The following is a 17,935-nucleotide window of genomic DNA, read 5'->3' on the forward strand; positions in this document are numbered from 1 at the left end:
TTTCAATGGGCATGCTCATTCATTTGTTATAAACAATAATTTGAGTTCTTTAACAGGGGTTTAAAGTTGTTTGTTGAATATTTTACACTAATGAAACGATCGGGGGATTCTATATGAAAAAACTCCATAGCCTGGTATCCGCAATTTCCATCTTTCTTCTTATCGGATGTTCAAAGGATGTCCCAAATGAGCTTGACCTGAGCCAGCTGACTAGAGTTGATTTTACAAGTGGAAACAGTGATGAAGAAATCATAATAACAGAAAAAGAAAAGATTAAAACCATAAGAGATATAATTGGGGAAATTGAATGGGAGGAAAACATAAAGCCCCAAATGGATGAAAATGAAGATGCTATAGCCACTTTATTCTTTACATACGATAAAAATATGCCAGAAAGTTTAACTGAGTATTTAATATGGTTCAACAAAGAAGAAGGATCTGCAGTGATTTTTGACAGAGACAAGAATGCTTTAGGAACCTTAGGGAAAGAAAAGTCTCAAACATTAAAAGAGCTCCTGATTAAAAAGTAGAGAGCAGGTCTGCCATGAGACCATCACGGCGACCATTTTCTCTTGCTCTCCTTATTAGGAAGTCATAGGCCCTTCTATAACAACTGCTTTTTTTGCTCTGCAACAAGCAGGGGATCTTAAGCCGTCCCCTTGGCAAGTCCAGCCAATTTGCAATCCATCCACCATTATTAGCAATTACCTTTTTAATACATCTCAAGAATAGGCTTCAGAATAGACGCAGATACTTTACCTTTTCCTTTATGAAAGGAAATCGGTGCTACTCCTTCAATTATTTAGTGACAGCTGCCCGCTTGCTCTTTTTTGCATCTTTGCAGTTCTGATTTTCTTGATGTCCCGCTTCATCAGCAGTGAGACGATGAAGCCGATGGCAAGCATGCTGCCAAACACATAGAAAGTAATCGTATAGCTTTGCGTATTTTCATATATGCTGGATACGAGCATTGGGCCGACTACTCCGGCGATGGACCACGAGGTAAGCAGATAACCATGAATCGCGCCAAGCTGTTTGGTTCCAAACAGGTCTCCAATAAAGGCCGGAAGGGATGCAAACCCGCCTCCATAGCATGAAACAATGATATAAAGGAATACAGAGAAGATAAAAGAGTTTGTGATGAATGGAAGAATGAAGAATGCAGCAACCTGTATCAGGAAGAAGGTCATATATGTATTTCCTCTTCCAAGGTAATCCGATGCAGATGCCCAGCCAATTCTTCCCCCTCCATTAAAGAGGCCCATTATGCCGACGATGCCTGCAGCCGTGATCGCGCTTGCCCCAGTGATTTCCTGGGCCATTGGTGCGGCAACTGAGAGAATCATGATGCCTGCAGAAATATTGATGAACATCATAATCCATAGAAGCCAGAAACGCTTCGTCTTAATCGCTTCATTGGCAGTCAGCTGTGCCAGATCTGCCTTTACCGGCCGCTCTTCCCTGTTCTCCTCCATTCCTTCAGGTGCCCATCCTTCAGGCGGTTTTACAATATAAAGCGCTCCCAAAATCATTAGAATAAAATAACTGATTCCCAGGACATAGAAGGTTGTCGGAATCGAAGTTGCAATCATTAATCTGCTTGCAATGGGGCTTGTGATCAGGGCCCCTGCACCAAAGCCCATAACTGCCATTCCTGTGGCAAGTCCCCTTCTGTCAGGAAACCACTTAACCAATGTGGAGACAGGTGCAATATAGCCGAAGCCGAGGCCCAGTCCCCCAATGACACCGAAGAAAATGAGGAATAGGACATAGTTCTCCAATTGTATGGCGAATCCGGACCCAATAATCCCAATTCCAAAGAAGACTGCGGCAATCATGGCTGAAACTCTTGGTCCCCGCTTTTCCACAAACCGGCCAAAAAAGGCTGCCGCAATCCCAAGGATAAAAATCGCAATGGTAAATGCCAGTGAGACGTCGGTTTTTTCCCAGCCAAGCGTTTCTTTCAATGGGTTTTGATAAACACTGTACGCATACACCGAACCAATAGATAAATGAATGGCGACAGCTGAAAGGGCAATCAGCCATCTATTCTTGTTCGCCATAAATAACCCCTTTCCTGAATATTGTTTTATTTATAAGCTCCATGCTATTTTTTACCTTCCCAAAAAAGCCTGCCTCTAATCCTTTTAGAGACAGGCTTTCCGAAAATCATCCTGAGACAAACCCTTTTTTTAATAAATAGATTTCTGTTCTGTAATTATTTACAGCTTCCTCGAATGGCAGTTCTCCCGCAAATTTTTTCACGATATTGTGGAATGTGACAGAGGAAATGATCTGCATCATATGAAAAATTTCATGCTCGTGCTGTATATTCAGCCGCTCCTTATTAATCAGATTGCTGATTTTCTTGAAATCCTCATTCAGGTCATTTTCACCGAAGCTTCTTGCCATAACATTTTCGATTCGATGCGTCATATTAAGAAATAAGTTCCTCAGAAACTGCAGATTTTCTTTTTCCTCTGTAATGATGGTTGTATAAAAGTCGATCATCGCATCAAAAATATCGCCATTATTTTTGCGCAGCATTTCAAGAAAGTGTAGCTTATAAGCAGAAACATGGCTATTCAATAAGTAGAAAAACGCATCTTCTTTGTCATCAAAATACTGATAAAAGCTGCCGCGGGGGATTTTGGCATCTTTTATGATATTGGATATGGATGCCTGATAAAGCGGGACGCGGGCAAATTCCTTTTTGGCCGCATGGACTAAGTTTTCCCGTTTGTCTTCAGGTAAATTGAAAAAAGTAATTTTTGGCAAGTCCGGTTCCTCCTTACTGCCAGTCTCCTTTTTCCTCCTTTAAAAATTGGATAAAATAAGGGACTGCCTTTTTGGGATTCTCATTGATTAATGCTTGATATCTCGTTTTAATAGGGTCAGAAGCCCATTGGCTTTTAGTAATTCGTGCTTTAATGTACTGTGAGCTCAGTTTTTGAATTTCCAGCTGCTGATGTTTCCCTTCTTTAGAAAGCGCGAAACCTAGCGCACCAATTATGGCGTAAATCAGGATGGTTAACGGCGATGTTTTCTCATCCTGAACGGTGAAAAACAAGGTCATGAGATTGATTAATGACAGAATAATCAAGGGTGTTGACCAAAAAATATATCTGGATGCTTTTTTCATAATGGGGGATATTTTTTCTTCTAGCTGTTCCAGTTCTCTTTTTACGAAATTTGGCATATCTTCTGTCCACACTTGCATCTATTTCGTCTCCTTTAAGTTTTAATTCCTTTATTGGCCAGCAGAAATTGCAGGCTTTCAGGCGGAAAAATCATGGCTTCATCATCTTCCAGCTGTTTGAGGCCAATCACTTCCTCATGGATGTTTTCCATTTTCCGATCGAGGTGTGAAGCCGTGTCAGCTGCCTCTTTCAGTTCATTCACTATTCTTTGCGGAATTTCTTTATTGTACTTGTAGTAAATCTTGTGCTCGAGGCTCGCCCAGAAGTCCATGGCTATCGTCCGGATTTGAATCTCTACAGGAACCAGTTCTTCCCTGTCAGACATAAAAATGGGGATCTGGACAATCAGATGAAGGCTCTGGTAGCCATTTGGCTTTGGATGCTGAATATAATCCTTGCATTCGATCACAGTTATATCTTTCTGGCCTTCAAGCATGGCTTTGATTTTATAAATGTCTGATATAAAGGAACATGTAATACGGACGCCCGCAATATCCCTAATATTTTGCTTAATGGAGTCTAAGGAAATCTCCAATTTTTTTCTTTGCAGCTTTTTAAATATACTTTCTGGAGATTTTATTCGAGATTTTACATGCTCGATCGGATTATAGTCATGGACATACTGAAATTCTTCTTTAAGGATATTTATTTTCGTATTTATTTCTTCCAATGCGAACTTGTGGGACATCATAAAACGCACTAAATCTGTCCTAAGCTCCTTTAAAGTAATTTGTTCAGGCGTATTTGTGACCATAGGGACTCCTTTGAATTTTTGCCTTATTTTTTGGTGGCATAAAACTGGACGGCTTTTTGCAGATTGCCGCATTTACTCCCTGTTTCTGCAATTTAGAAATAAGCAATTGAATTTTAGACAATGCTTTCACCTCGATGTGACACTGTGTCATCCTTTCAATTGAATTGTATATGACATCGTGTCACACGTCAACTGAATATGACACAATGTCACAAATTTGCCTTCTTTTGATCTAATGGATAGTAGCTTTATTTTGCCTATTTACATGTTAACGAATAGAGCTGTATAATGAATAATTAGTTACTCTAGATAACTATTACTCAAAGTAACTAAATTGGGAGGTTTTTCAGATCGAAACATTTCAGAAGTTTTTTCATCAGCTTGTGCTATTGTATCGTCCATTTGAGAATAGGCTGAACCATGCGTTAAGCAAGCATCATTTATACAGGGCTCAATGGTCCATCATGTATTACTTGAATAATGATGCTTCAGTTACTTTGGTGGAACTTTCACATTACCTTGGTGTTGAAAAACCAACAGTGACAAGGACGATTGCAAAATTGGAGGAGATGGGCTATTTAGAACCTGTTCCGACTAAAGACAAACGGGAAAAAAGAATGCAGCTGACCGATACTGGCAGGAAGATTTATCAGGAAGTCCGCGCAGCTATTGATGAATTTGAACAGGAAATTCTAAGAGGAATTTCAGAGGAGGAACAGCTCGAAGGGATTCGTCTGATGAGCGAAATCCGCAAAAATTTAATGCAGGGAGAGTTATAAATTGAATCAGCCTAGACCGAAGCTTTGGACAAAGGATTTTATTATCGTTTCATCCGTTAATTTTTTCTTAACATTGATTTTCTATTTGCTGATGGTGACCATTGCTGTCTTTGCAGTGGATTACTATAGTGCCTCAACTAGCCAGGCCGGGCTTGTAACGGGCATCTTTATTATTGGAACTCTCATTGGCAGGCTTTATATTGGGCGAGCCATTGATAACATTGGGCGAAAGAAGACACTTTATATCGGGTTGGTCTTATTTACCCTGACGACACTTTTATATTTCTTTAACCTCGGAATTGCTTTTTTACTATTTACCAGATTTATACACGGAATAGCTTTAGGTGTGGCGAGTACGGCGACAGGGACCATCGCTGCACAAATTATTCCGGCAGCCCGCAAAGGGGAAGGAATTGGCTACTTCAGCATGAGCACAACACTGGCAACAGCTGTTGGGCCATTTATCGGCTTGTTGATGATGCAAAAAGTTTCTTTCCAAATGATTTTTGCCTTCTGTCTGGCCATTGGCATCATTGCTCTGATTACATCCTTCTTTTTATACGTTCCTGCAATAGAAACCTCCGGTGTGAAAAAGCAGGGCTTCCAAATTTCCAGCTTTATCGAGCCAAAAGCAGTCCCGATTGCGTTCATCACACTGGCAATCGCATTCGGTTATTCCGGGGTCCTCTCTTTTATCAATTTTTATGCGATCGAAGTCGATTTAGTTAAGGCTGCGAGCTTTTTCTTTCTCATCTACTCGGCCGCTGTCCTGATTTCACGTCCATTTACCGGGCGCCTGATGGATCTTAAAGGAGCAAATTATGTTATGTACCCCGCTTTTATCTTATTTGCGGCAGGCATGTTTGTGCTTAGCACAGCAAACAGCAGTTTTACCTTGCTTTTGGCTGGAGCGCTAATTGGGCTGGGCTTTGGCAACATGCAGTCCTGCACCCAGGCAGTGGCCGTCAAGCTGACACCCGCTCATCGGATGGGATTGGCGACGTCAACGTTCTTTATCTTTCTGGATGCAGGCTTGGGATTTGGTCCCTATTTGCTGGGATTCATGATTCCGGTTACAGGCTATGGCAAGCTCTATGGAATGATGGCAATCTTTGTTTTATTATCAGCCATTTTATATTTTTTCCTCCATGGGAAGAAGGAATCTGCTGCCCTAAAAAAATTGAACACATCTGTTTCAGCTTGAACCTGAGGCATTGCAAAATTGGAACAGCCATGGACCTCTAAACCGTCCATGGCTTTTGATGTTTTAGTTCTGAACTACTGTAACCGTTTTAGGACTCGTAGTCACTGTAAAGCCCTGCTTACTTGATACATCCGCACTAATGGTATAAGTCCCATTCGGAAGATCTGCATCTGGAGTCCACTTCAAGTGAATTTCATGTTCGTTTTCCACATTAATTGTGTCAACGGTTTTTCCTGCTTCATCTTTAATGTTCACTCTCCAGTTTACGCGGTTGTTTGCGAATGAATTGATGCCGGCAGGCGTGTTTGCATTCACATTTTTATTAGGATATACACTGAAGTAGCTTACGAGCATTCCTTCATTAATATAGGAAGGATCCCCCCATACAGCATAGCTCTGGTTAAATGCATGGTCGATACCTAATACGACAACGCTCTTCGGTTCCTCTTTTACAAGGGCTGAAGTTTTTCCAGGTTCGAGCGGCATATACTTCCCGTTATACCAGATGATTGCGCCATTATAGCCGCTTCCCCCTTCGTTATCTTCTGACTTAAAGGAAATCTCATATTGGCCTTCCTTTTGCTGTACCTGAATATCCGAGACTAATGGCGCGACTGAGTCTACTTGAACCGGTAGCCTTACTTCCTGAGGTTTGGCATCCTTGTAATCAAGTGTTGTTTTGATTACATACTGATAGGTTCCATCTTCAACGAATTGCCCATCTTGATTCTTAACATCCCATAAATATCCGTTAATTAAATAATCCCCGAATGCCATAATATTTTTTCGGAACTTCCATGGCTTGCCGGTATATTCACTGAAGTCGCCTAAATAATTGATCATTTCACCTTTATCATTCTCAACGAACATTTCGGTTTTTTGTAAGTTGCGGAGAGCTGTAAAGGATGGGAAAACACCCGGCAAAATAGCATTGGGAGAAATGACAATACGATCCATATTAAATGTTCCGGTATTCGGATCATATCCCATCGGGAACTGTGCCCCTTCATCGTTCCATAAGACTGTATATCCTAAGAAAGCATCTTTCTCCCAAGCAGCAGGGTCGAGGTTTTGCGGCTTGTCCCATTGACCAAAGTAGCCCATATATGGAATTGTCAGCGGCACAGCGGCATCACTGTTTTTACCTGTTGGCACAAGGCGGACATATCCTTCGATAAATGTGCCCTTTTTTACGCTATCCGGCAATTGAATCTGTACATCCAAACTCTTATTTTGTCCTGGCTTAATTTTAAGCGATTTTCCTTCTTTGCCGGTCACTTTTTCACCATTTACGATGGCAGAAGCACCTGAAATCCGCTTGCTGGTCATCGTTAAATATTCTTTGGTATCCAATTTACCGTCATTATCCAAGTCAAACTCTTTTGTTTCAGTTTCGTCTGTTAAAACATCAACGAACACTTTATATTCCAAATCTTTCACGCCTGCATCCTGAAATGCTTCCACATTCAGTTTGAATTGTGTTTTGTTTCCGGTCATTTCTTTTAGAGCAACCGCCCCTGCCTGTTCCAAAGGAGCATTTTTATTTGTGACAAGTACAGGTGTTTTGATCGCATTTTGTATTTGCATCAAACCGGATCCCTGTATGCGTGGTGAGTAAGGGACCTGGTTGTTTGCCCGCGGATCCTGAATGATTTTTGACGTATTCATTAAGGCGATTTTCGCTTTTAATGCCGTTTCTTTGGATTGCGGCAATCCTTTTTCATATAAAGCCTGAAGCAGCAGAGCTGATCCGCCTGCGACATGAGGTGCTGCCATGGACGTACCGCTCATTATTTCATATTCATTGCCGGGAACAGTGGAATAAATCCCACCGCCAGGTGCTGATAGTTCAGGTTTGAAGTCAAGTGTGTGCGGCGTTCCAAAAGATGAAAAGTCTGACATGTTATCTTTTTCAGCATTATCCACCCAAACACCTTTGCTCATCTTCATCTTCACTGTTTGTCCCTTGGACAGCTGCGAAATTAAGGCGTTCCCAACCTCCTTGCTGGTTGTTGCTGCAGGAGTTAGGTAGGGGCTAAAATACAAGAAAGGGTAATCAGCTTCGTCATGAGGCGGTACAAGGATAACCGCCATGGCACCATTTTTTCTGGCTTCAGATTGTACATATGAATATAAACCATATTTTTGATTTGGTTTTGCTACGACTATCTTGCCGGCAACATCTTTCCCGGCAAAATCAGCCGTCTTCCCTTCCCCTACATATACCATTTCATAGCTTTCTCCAGATGATAGAACTTTTGAAAGCTTGAAGTTTACATGGGTCTGATCCTGGTATGGAAGCTGCAATCCGTTTTCATCACTAAGTGCATTCATATGCAATTTAGTATTTTCATAGGATGCTACTGATAGCGCAAATGGGCTGACAGAAGGTTCTCCTGCTGTTCCGATATCCGGATTTTCTGCATACGGCTTGGCAGAGGCCTCCATAATATTATTTTTTGTGCTGTAAGATGAGTTGCCTCCAGCTGCTACCAGGAGAGTGCCCCGTTCAGTTGCTTCCCGGATTGACTTTTGGATCGGATCATTTTCTTCTCCAACAAAGCCGGCATCTGATCCAAGGCTCATGTTAATGACGTCAGCCCCCATTGCCACAGCGTGTTCAATTCCAGCAATAATATCATCTTCATAAGCTCCTCCGCCATTATCAGAAAATACTTTTTCAGCTAATAACTGTACACCAGGAGCAATCCCCTTAACCCCATCATTTTCTTCATCGCCATTGGCACCTACAGTACCTGCAAGCTGCATGCCATGCGGACTTCCATATTGTCCGCGGGGAATGACATCCGTATCTTCATCGGCCCAGTCATAGCCTGTCGGCACTTTGTCACTATACCAGATGTCATTAATACCCGTTTCAGCGAGTTTTGCGTTGATTTCTCCCTCAGACCATTTCTGCTTGTCTTTCCCTTCATCCGTCAATGTCATATCCTGGTGCGTATAGTCCAATCCGGAGTCAACTACAGCAACAAGCAGCCCTTCTCCTTCATAGCCATGCTGCTCCCAGACTTTTTGCGCCTGCACTAGCTCCTTGCTGGCACTCATGGATGGCTGAAATGTTCTCGCAATATGCACGTTCGTGACACCAGGAAGCTCCTGAATTTCTTTTAAATTACGAAACTCAGTTTCCAGACTGAAACCATTAAACCCTTCAAAAAAGCGATGCTTCACTTTCTTGATAGATTTTTTCTTTGTAAGCTTAGAAATAACCTCGTCTTGTTTTGCCTTCATTTTACTTTTTTTGCTTTGTTTCGTTTTTTCAGTACCTGCTGGCTGTTCGACCTCAACAATTACACGTAAAATTTCATTTGGCTTATATGGCTTCGTTAACCCTTTTTCATTCAGATCCTTATATCCCAGCTTGTCCACTGCATTTGCTTTGGTCTGATATTGGTGGTCCAAAAATATTTTCTGTCCCTGCTTAACAATGTCTTCGACACTTGGAGCCTGGATCTGATCTTCTTGAGCTCCTTGTGCTGAGACTGTTCCCCCGAAAAGCATTGCTGCTGCCAATGCAGAAGCCAGCACTTTATAGGGTACCCCTTTTTTCAATTTCATTTCTCTCCCGCCCTTTCCCCTGGAAAAATTCAATATTTTTTAACTTTTCTTAAAATTTATTGTAGTGCCGGGTCTGAGAGAAGTAAATTGGGGGAATCTAAAAAGAGGGATCCGTTTAATTTCAGAACTTTATATCCAGATCGAAGAATCTCTTTCTATTTAAACAGTATAAAAGGCGCATTTGTGTATCTATTTTCTATTAACCTTCTCACCTTCTGGTAAAAAAGGCTTTCTTAATTACCCCAAATTGAAATCTTAAAATACCTCTTAGGAATAATATTCCACTAACCCTTGGGAAAAACAGACATCTGACATTTCCTGGCTATCTGTTTCTAGCCGATAAGGTATGCTACGATAATAGCCACAAACACAGGGGGGATGCTGTTTTGAAGGAAGGTTTAATTATAAAATATTACCGGGAACGTGCTGGATTGACCCAAACGCAGCTGGGCGAAGGGATTTGTTCTGTGACTCATATCAGTAAAATAGAGCGGGGCCATTCACAATATTCGTCAGAAGTTACTAATTTGATCTGTAAACGGCTGAATATAGATCTTATTAAAGAGCTTCAAAAGTTTAATATGCTGGAGACAAAACTTCATGAGTGGCTGGAGGCCATGGTTAAACAGCAAAAAGAAGATATAGAATTAATTAAAGAGGAATTAGCCCAAAATCCTTACCTGCATTTTTCGGAAACAAAATATTTTCATTCAATCCTTTTGGCTCGTTATCACCTGATGCAAGGAGAGCAGGAAAAAGGCAAATCGCTTTTAGACAGCTGCCAAAAAGCCTGGGTCACCCTTGACCGTTTTGAACGGAATCTTCTCGAGCATACATGGAGCATTTATTTTCTAAACTTACATAATTGCAAAGAAGCCATTGCCCATTTAAAGAATATTAACCCTAAAGAATATAATAACCATGAATATTATTTTCACCTCGCAACCTCTTCTCATTTGATGAATGATAGGGTAAAAGCCTATCACTATGGTACTCTTGCACTATCCTATTTTCGGGAAACCAATAATTTTAAAAGAATTCTTGATACAGAAACCGTTTTACTGATACAAATGGGTACATACGACCTTTGCCAATTTGAAGAAACCGTTAAGCAGTATCATACATTAATCAAATCCTGCCGGGCTCATAAAGAAGAAGCCAGGGAAATGAACCTTTGGCATAATCTTGCCGTTGAATACTTTGCAAAAGGCTTTTATTCAGAAGCGAGCGAGGTTTACAAAAAGCTATTGGAACAATCCGAGGTTAATCCAAACCCACCTTTAAAATTAAGCGCTATTAGAGGGTATGTTCATAGCTGCCTTAATCTGGATCATTATAAGAAACAAAATCTCAGATTCTTGCTGGACGATGGCCACAGACTGGCTGAACAATTTCAAAATAAAACCTATCAATATGTTTTTTATATGCTCGATATCCTTTTAGAAGATAAAGACATAAATGATTACTATCTCTTTTTAGAAAATACATTCCTTCCCCACCTTCATGAATTAGGGAATAGCACATTAATCTCTCTCTATGAAAAAGAACTGTTTCATTATTATAGGACGTCGTCACAGCATGAAAAAGCAAGCGCGCTTGCAGCCAAATACTTTGAACCCCACGTTCATTAAATATAATTGAGTGAGGAAAGTCTTCTATAATCCCATAGAAGACTTTTCTGTTTGTACTTTTTTTTCCGCTCTCTCCCAGTCCGCCTTTTGGACTAATCCATGGTTCGTCTCCCCAAAAGGCGCTATGTCTTATGCCCCTAAAAATTCCCCCAAAAAGGAAAATATTAGATAAAAGATAATTAAGTATTTAAGAACAGCTGCCTGGCATAATTCACCTATTATTAATAGATAAGGAGAGGATCACATGCTGGAGGGGGAAATTATTAAATTCTACCGGGAAAAGTCTGGTCTTACACAAGCTATGTTAGGAGAAGGGATTTGTACTCCTACCCATGTAAGCAAAATCGAAAGAGGGAAAACAGCCTATTCACCGGAAATTATTTCACTTTTCTCTGCGGTTCTAAATATTGACATTCAAAAGGAAGTTGAATATTTTCGGGATTTGGATAAGCGCCTGCAGGAATGGCATAAAGCCATCATTATGTATAGATTAGCCAGGGCTGAGGAAATAAAAAATGAACTGGAAAGTACACCTTTTATTCAGTCTTCTAAATATGCAGCCCACTATCTGCTTTTAAAGGCAAGATACCATTTGCTGCATCAGGAGTTAGAGGATGTATCCCGGATTATTAAGCAAATTAGCCATGAGTTTCATCACCTCTCCCTTTTTGAGAGAAATTTATTTTACCATGTTCAAGGGATGTATTATATTAATCAAGCAATAAAACCTGATTGCACGAATCAGCAAAAGGCACTTCAGGTCTTAAAAAATATCGATATAAATGAATATGGCAATGAAGAATACTTTTATCACTTGGCAATTGCCTATCATTATAATGACTCAAAAATCATGGCTTACATGTTTGCAGAAAAATCTTTGCAGCACTTCAAAAACACGAATAACTATACGATGGCGATAAAAGCTGAATCCATTATCCTCCTGCAGATCAGCAGTGATATCTTAACCGACATGGATAAACTGGCAGAACGTTATCATCATTTAATCTGGGACTGTGAACGAATTGGATATCATGACTATAAAGGGCTCCTATACAATAATTTAGGATTTGAGTATTTTAACAGGGAACAATATGCTAAGGCAAAGGATTGCTATAAACAGGCTTTGCGTTTAGCTGACAGGAATACAATCATTTATCTTCAGCGATTATACTCTTACCTTAATTCCTGTGTAGAAGGCAAATTATCCGGCAAAACAGCTCTCCTTAAAAAAGCATGCGAAGGGATTCAGGTTTCAAAGGAGCTTAAAAGCACTTTATACTTGTCGTTATTTAAACTTTCTAAGTATCAGCTTTATCATCAGCGCGAGAAATATTTTAAGTATTTGGAAGAAAAGGCTTTCCCTGAATTTGTTAAAATTAAGCATATAATTCTTATGCGCAGGTATGGCAAAAAGCTTTATGAATATTACATCGAGACAGGTCATCATGAAAAAGCCATTCATCTGAACCGGCTGCTTGAAGGCAATGAATTAATTAATGTGTAAAAAAATCCCTTGAATATTCTTTCAAGGGATTTTCCGTCCATTTCTATTTTACTGTTCCTTCAGCCTGTTGTGCATTGAATTTCCATTCCACCTGCAGCGCATCTCCCTGGAATTCGTTTTGATCCCCTCCGTTATCGACAAATTCGAACAGCACAATAATTTTATCGGTTTCCCCAGGGGCCAGGCCATCCGGCACTGTTCCCCCGCCTACAAAGTTATCAATGGCTGTTAAATCTGGAGTTTGTGATTGCAGTTCATACAAAGTCGTCTCTGCAACCTGTACGGTTGCGTTGGCCTGATTATATAGGATGGTCACTTTTATATGCTTCCCGAAATCATCTGCATTTGCAGCTCCATTTAATTTTGCATCTTCTACCTGGTAGTTTGTATGCAGCAAGATCTTGGAAATATCAAGAGTGCCGCTATTTGTGATGGTAAATTCACGTGAAACTTCATCACCTGGTTTTAAATCGCCAATATTGACGATTGTTTCAGGGTTTACCGCCAAATCCAGGGTACCTGCTGCAAACGTGTTATTCGTAATCTCCGTATCGCTGAAGTAAGCGTATGTACCCCCACCCATTAATGAAAAACCTAAAGCAGCTGTCAAAAGTCCTTTACTTACCTTTTTTGCAAATCCCATGTTTCTTCCTCCTTTGGATCTTATAAATTTATTTAACTCTTATTACCTGTGGCAAATAAGAGGCATAACCGGAGTATTAAGCGTTTTTAGTTTCGTATTCTTTAAGAGCCAGAAAAATTGTCCTCGCAGCAGATAGCAGCAGGAGCAGTCCCGGGATAAACAGCAGGAGTGCGGAACCTTCTTTGGATGCTGCAAACTCAGCCGCATAGCCTGCATATGGGATGGTAAAACCTACATATTTACCGGCTATATTTTTAGGCTGGACATATTCCATATCCGGAGCGTCATTGTTGTCGCCTTTTGTTTGATATAAAACCCCGGCTTTCGTTTTCTTTACTTCGACAATTCTATGGGTAATTAATTTATCTCCTGATTTAAATGTAATAATATCTTCCTTTTTTAAATTTCTGTCCGGCTGTTTCACTACAATGATGGACCCTGTCATGAAAGTCGGTTCCATGGATCCCGATAAAACAGCTTTTGCCTGATAACCTTTAAGGGACGGTTCTCCTCCGGATGCTTTTGAGGATATCACCCAAACAGCAAGCAGACACAGGAGCATCAATCCTGCTGCACTGATACATTTACTCAGTATTTTCAAGGCTCTCTTCATTGGCTATTTCCTCCTCTTCATCCTTCTGTTTATTGTCCTTGCTGTCAGTCTGTTCTTCCGCAGGATTCGCTTGTTCCTCAGCTGGCTCTTTGTGTTCAATCACCTGATTTTCCTGTTTCCTGATAGGCATTTCTAATTGATCATCCGTTTCCAATTCGTTTGTCTTAATGTCCTCTCCCTGCTGCTGCTTCTTCTTTTGCTCCTGCAATTTTTGATAAAAAAGCTGTTCCAGCTCCTGAAGGTTAAGAGAATCATTTATTCGCAGAAGGAGTTTGTCTACTTTAATGAAACCCTTACTTACAAACTCATATCCTTCCTTTTTTTCTGCTTTTAGAAACAGTTTTTCCAGTTCAGCTCTTATTCTATGAAGTTTCTTCAAGCTGGCTGTTATCTGTTCTTTTTTTCTCAAAAATTCGGAGGACGGATCTGCGGTCTCATTTAACAGCCCGTTCTTCACAAATGTTTCTAAACCGGCGTGTTCTTTTAGTATTTGTTCACTGTTTATCCTGGCTTCCTCTTCAAGCCCGTGAATATATGATGGGAAAACAAAAGCAGTGGAAATTATAATAGGCTTTGCCTCTGCCTGGCTTGTAAAGGCAGCTTCTGTTTTCCCGACAAGCTGAGTGCCTGTATAAAAACTCAGGCAGCAAAGACACGGCAAAATGAGTTTATTCAATCCCTTCTTCATCCCCCGCTCTCCTCCCGAAAAGGTGTCTGTGGAACAAGCATACGAGAGGTCATGTGCAAAGTAAATTGGGTTATTTTGCGGTATTCCAAGGCAAAATACAGGCTATTTTGATTTCCGAATTCATAAAAGACAGGCATATCACTGATCCCTATAACCCAATTGACCATTCGTGGAATTTTCAGAATAATTGACCTTGAAATACCAATCCAAACTAAGAGGTGATCAGTTTGAAAAGAAATAAGCTAAAAAAGAAAGTACTCCCTGCAGTTCTGGCAGCTTCGTTTTCCATCTCGGGACTATCACTGCCCGCAAAAAATGTGCTGGCAAATGAAGAAATCGTTAAGTATCATCAGGAATTAAAGACACCTTCCTACATAATTGGGACCTGGCAAGCTCCTGAAGGACTGAGCAAGGAAGAAGCTGTATATGCATTCCTTCAATCCAAGGCGAACTTATTCAAAAACGCCGGCTACGAGGCCAAGGATCAATTCAAAATCATTGATCAATTCGATGATAAGCAGACAAACACACACCATTTCAGAACAGTAGAGCAATACAACGGAATACCAGTATACGGAGCACAGCAGACCATTGCTTTGGACGACAAAAACAATGTGACAGCCTTCTTCGGTAAAGTTACACCAAATCTGGCACGTTCCATTATTCCTACAGAGGCGAAACTGGGCGAAGATGAAGCATTGGAAAAGGCAAAGGAAAGCATTGAAGATAAGATCGGAGAAGTGAAGAGTTATGATGGTATAGAAGGAGAACTTGTTATTTATCCGCATAACGGGCAAAAGCATCTGGCTTATTATGTAACAGCTTCCACCTCAGCGCCGGCACCAGGGTATTGGCATTATTTTGTAGATGCTGTAACTGGAAACATCATTCATAGCTATAATGCCATCACGGAACTGACACCATCTTTACCTGAACAACCTGAGGCACAGCAGACTGCTTCTTCCCAGCCTGAACCGAAAGCACTTCCGACTGTTTCAGAACCTGTTCAAGCAAGAGGAATGGATATTTTCGGGACACTTCAATCACTCCAGGCGGTTAAAGACCCGGAAACAGGAACGCACTATTTATTCGATGGGACAAGATCTGAAGGTGTCCATACATTTAAAGCGAACCGCATGCCTGAAAACGCGTTTATAATCCTTTCAGCCCTGCTTGGAATGACCGGATTCGAGGTGGAAAGCAGAAACAACTTCTTCTATGATCCTTCTGCGGTGTCTGCCCATGTGAACGCAGGAAAAGTTTATGATTATTATAAAAAGGTACATGGCCGGGATTCCCTTGATGGCGAAGGAATGAAATTAGTTTCAACTGTCCATATCGGTTCGAAGTGGAATAATGCTGCATGGAATGGCAAGCAAATGCTATACGGAGATGGAGACGGAACCAGGATGATTTCCCTGTCCGGGGGCCTGGATGTAATCGGGCATGAAATGACACATGGAGTGATCACCAATACAGCCGATTTAATTTATGAAAATGAATCCGGTGCGATCAATGAATCCATTGCAGATATTTTAGGGGCTTTTGCTGAAAATAAAACAGGTGAAGACCTATGGTTATTGGGCGAGGATATTTGGACGCCAACTACACCAGGTGACGGTCTCCGTTCCATGAGTGATCCAGGTTCGGTCTATATCGGCGGCTATACAGAATCAGGCTACTACCCTGATCATTACAGCAAACGTTATATTGGAGAACTTGATAAAGGCGGTGTCCATATCAACAGCAGCATCAACAACAAAGCAGCCCACCTGATCACAGATGGAGGCACTCATTACGGTGTTTCGGTTACAGGCATCGGAAAAACAAAAGCCGAGAAGATTTTCTACAGAGCACTTACCCATTATCTGACAGCAAGCTCCGACTTCAGCCAAATGCGCCAGGCAGCCATCCAGGCAGCAAGAGACCTGCATCCGGATCGAAACGGACAGCCTTCCGCTGAGGTAAACGCAGTCATGGCAGCATATGATGCTGTTGGCGTCCAATAAAACTGCCTTCAAAAAAATAAAGAGAAACTCGCCACGCTTCGGCGAGTTTTTTAATATATTTTTGTCCTTCTTATAGCTGAAAGGATGCCTAAAATGACGGTTACGATATGGGATAAGAAAAAGGTATAAACATTAAAGTAAAGACTATTTGTGTATTGATTGAACCAGCCAAAACGGTAAATTCTTGAATCCGGGTTATCCGGCGTCCCGCCTAGAGCAGTGATCAGCTCACTTGTGTAATCATTCATTTCAATCATCAGCAAAACACAGCCGGCAAGTGAAAAAAGCAGAATTCCTACAGTTATTTTACCATCTTTCACCATCTTTGTTTTTACAAGCTTAAAAGTATAGACCCAGCTGGAAATAAAAACAGGTGTAAAAAGAAAGATTACGAGGATGCCTAAATTTCCATTGCCGGAAGTCACATGCGGATTAACCGTAAAAAGGTGTTCTATCAGGTAAAAACCAAAGAATGAAAACAGGAAGGACAGGATCCAAAAGATCAGTTTTTTACTCAAGAACAGACCCCTTTTCGTGATTTGCTTAATTCTAATTAGCACTATTTTATTAGCCCCGCCTTTCTTTTCATGCCGGCTTCCTACCTCACACTATCAACCAGCAGGTAAATCCCTGTGAAAATCAAGATACTGTATGTAAAAACCTTGAAAAAACGCTGATTGATTTTAATAAATAAAATTTGTCCCAAGTATAGACCCAGCAGCACCAGCGGCAAAGCATACAAACTTGAAAGCCAAATCGTCTTATTGGTCCCTGCAAAGATTATCTGAAATACCAGACTTGCGGAGTAGATAAACAAGTAAAAAGCCAAGGTAGTTCCCCTAAGCCGCTCTTTTTGGGTATCAGTTCCTGAAAAATACAACAGGAGCGGCGGGCCGGGCATGCCAATGCTGGTTGTCATTATTCCTGACAATCCGCCCAATGAATAATCCCTGCGGCTTGTTTCTTTCACACGGAAATTCGCCATCAAAAGGATCGTTAAAAGCAAAATAATGAAACTGACAGCTAACTTCAGCCTGGAAATATCCAAAAATAAAAAAATGGAAATTCCGATAGGCAGCCCGGCTGCACTTCCAATTGCAAACCTTTTCAAAACTCCAAAGTCTGTATCCTTCTTGATTTTTGAAAATAATGCGGCAGAAATCATTAAAGATAAAATCAAATTAATTTGAATGGCTTCTCTAGGTTCAAAAAGAAGCAGCAAAAACGGTGTGGCCAGGATCGAGAAACCAAATCCCGTGCTTGTCTGCAGAATGGATGCAATTAAAATAATAAAGATGAAAAGAAAGATTTCCATGCACAAAACCTGCTTT

General features: G+C 40.9%; 16 protein-coding genes. 6 read left to right on the forward strand and 10 right to left on the reverse strand.

Going from position 1 to position 17,935, the window contains the following annotated elements; genetic code table 11:
* The first annotated feature begins 113 nt into the window (after positions 1-113).
* The gene (locus A361_RS13960) at positions 114-530 is read left to right on the forward strand and encodes a hypothetical protein (protein ID WP_019383133.1); all 417 of its coding nucleotides are present in this window, start codon (positions 114-116) and stop codon (positions 528-530) included.
* 264 nt (positions 531-794) lie between these two features.
* On the opposite strand, the gene A361_RS13965 is transcribed toward A361_RS13960, so the two are convergent.
* The 4 genes from A361_RS13965 to A361_RS13980 all read right to left on the reverse strand — a co-directional run bounded on the left by A361_RS13965 (position 795) and on the right by A361_RS13980 (position 3,954).
* The gene (locus tag A361_RS13965) at positions 795-2,063 is read right to left on the reverse strand and encodes an OFA family MFS transporter (RefSeq protein WP_019383134.1); all 1,269 of its coding nucleotides are present in this window, start codon (positions 2,061-2,063) and stop codon (positions 795-797) included.
* A gap of 106 nt (positions 2,064-2,169) precedes the next feature.
* On the reverse strand, positions 2,170-2,778 hold the full coding sequence (locus A361_RS13970) for a TetR/AcrR family transcriptional regulator (protein ID WP_019383135.1): 609 nt from the start codon (positions 2,776-2,778) through the stop codon (positions 2,170-2,172).
* A gap of 13 nt (positions 2,779-2,791) precedes the next feature.
* Entirely contained in the window at positions 2,792-3,220 is a 429-nt protein-coding gene (locus A361_RS13975) for a DUF5392 family protein (RefSeq protein ID WP_019383136.1), read from the reverse strand.
* A 14-nt stretch (positions 3,221-3,234) separates the two neighbouring features.
* On the reverse strand, positions 3,235-3,954 hold the full coding sequence (locus tag A361_RS13980) for a GTP pyrophosphokinase (RefSeq protein WP_019383137.1): 720 nt from the start codon (positions 3,952-3,954) through the stop codon (positions 3,235-3,237).
* 383 nt (positions 3,955-4,337) lie between these two features.
* Between A361_RS13980 and A361_RS13985 the strand changes: the two genes are divergently transcribed.
* Both A361_RS13985 and A361_RS13990 read left to right on the forward strand, forming a co-directional pair.
* Positions 4,338-4,733 (forward strand): MarR family winged helix-turn-helix transcriptional regulator, encoded by a 396-nt coding sequence (locus A361_RS13985; protein ID WP_009334349.1) that lies wholly within the window; start codon positions 4,338-4,340, stop codon positions 4,731-4,733.
* Position 4,734: 1 nt separating this feature from the next.
* On the forward strand, positions 4,735-5,937 hold the full coding sequence (locus A361_RS13990) for an MFS transporter (protein WP_019383139.1): 1,203 nt from the start codon (positions 4,735-4,737) through the stop codon (positions 5,935-5,937).
* A gap of 63 nt (positions 5,938-6,000) precedes the next feature.
* Here A361_RS13990 and A361_RS13995 read toward each other — a convergent pair whose 3' ends face one another.
* Positions 6,001-9,516 carry a S8 family serine peptidase gene (locus A361_RS13995; RefSeq protein ID WP_019383140.1) on the reverse strand — a complete coding sequence of 1,172 codons (3,516 nt, stop codon included), beginning with the start codon at positions 9,514-9,516 and terminating at the stop codon, positions 6,001-6,003.
* Between the two features lie 386 nt (positions 9,517-9,902).
* Between A361_RS13995 and A361_RS14000 the strand changes: the two genes are divergently transcribed.
* Positions 9,903-11,147 carry a helix-turn-helix domain-containing protein gene (locus tag A361_RS14000; RefSeq protein WP_009334346.1) on the forward strand — a complete coding sequence of 415 codons (1,245 nt, stop codon included), beginning with the start codon at positions 9,903-9,905 and terminating at the stop codon, positions 11,145-11,147.
* A gap of 244 nt (positions 11,148-11,391) precedes the next feature.
* Positions 11,392-12,651: a helix-turn-helix domain-containing protein gene (locus A361_RS14005; protein WP_019383141.1), complete on the forward strand. Its 1,260-nt coding sequence runs from the start codon at positions 11,392-11,394 to the stop codon at positions 12,649-12,651.
* A 43-nt stretch (positions 12,652-12,694) separates the two neighbouring features.
* Here the strand turns inward: A361_RS14005 and A361_RS14010 are convergent, their stop codons facing one another.
* The 3 genes from A361_RS14010 to A361_RS14020 form a co-directional block, all read right to left on the reverse strand.
* A complete protein-coding gene (locus A361_RS14010; protein ID WP_019383142.1) occupies positions 12,695-13,294 on the reverse strand; it encodes a TasA family protein in 600 nt (199 codons plus the stop codon).
* Between the two features lie 76 nt (positions 13,295-13,370).
* A complete protein-coding gene (gene sipW, locus A361_RS14015) occupies positions 13,371-13,907 on the reverse strand; it encodes a signal peptidase I SipW (RefSeq protein ID WP_009334341.1) in 537 nt (178 codons plus the stop codon).
* Positions 13,879-14,595, reverse strand: a complete 717-nt coding sequence (locus A361_RS14020; RefSeq protein ID WP_019383143.1) for a DUF4047 domain-containing protein — start codon at positions 14,593-14,595, stop codon at positions 13,879-13,881. Before A361_RS14020 ends, sipW begins: the two co-directional genes overlap by 29 nt.
* 227 nt (positions 14,596-14,822) lie before the next feature.
* Between A361_RS14020 and A361_RS14025 the strand changes: the two genes are divergently transcribed.
* The gene (locus A361_RS14025; RefSeq protein ID WP_019383145.1) at positions 14,823-16,604 is read left to right on the forward strand and encodes a M4 family metallopeptidase; all 1,782 of its coding nucleotides are present in this window, start codon (positions 14,823-14,825) and stop codon (positions 16,602-16,604) included.
* 50 nt (positions 16,605-16,654) lie between these two features.
* On the opposite strand, the gene A361_RS14030 is transcribed toward A361_RS14025, so the two are convergent.
* Together A361_RS14030 and A361_RS14035 are read right to left on the reverse strand one after the other, a co-directional pair.
* A complete protein-coding gene (locus A361_RS14030; protein WP_019383146.1) occupies positions 16,655-17,122 on the reverse strand; it encodes a hypothetical protein in 468 nt (155 codons plus the stop codon).
* Between the two features lie 80 nt (positions 17,123-17,202).
* Positions 17,203-17,919 carry a sulfite exporter TauE/SafE family protein gene (locus A361_RS14035; RefSeq protein WP_019383147.1) on the reverse strand — a complete coding sequence of 239 codons (717 nt, stop codon included), beginning with the start codon at positions 17,917-17,919 and terminating at the stop codon, positions 17,203-17,205.
* Between the last annotated feature and the right edge of the window lie 16 nt (positions 17,920-17,935).

Source organism: Cytobacillus oceanisediminis 2691, assembly GCF_000294775.2.
Classification (GTDB): domain Bacteria; phylum Bacillota; class Bacilli; order Bacillales; family Cytobacillaceae; genus Cytobacillus; species Cytobacillus pseudoceanisediminis.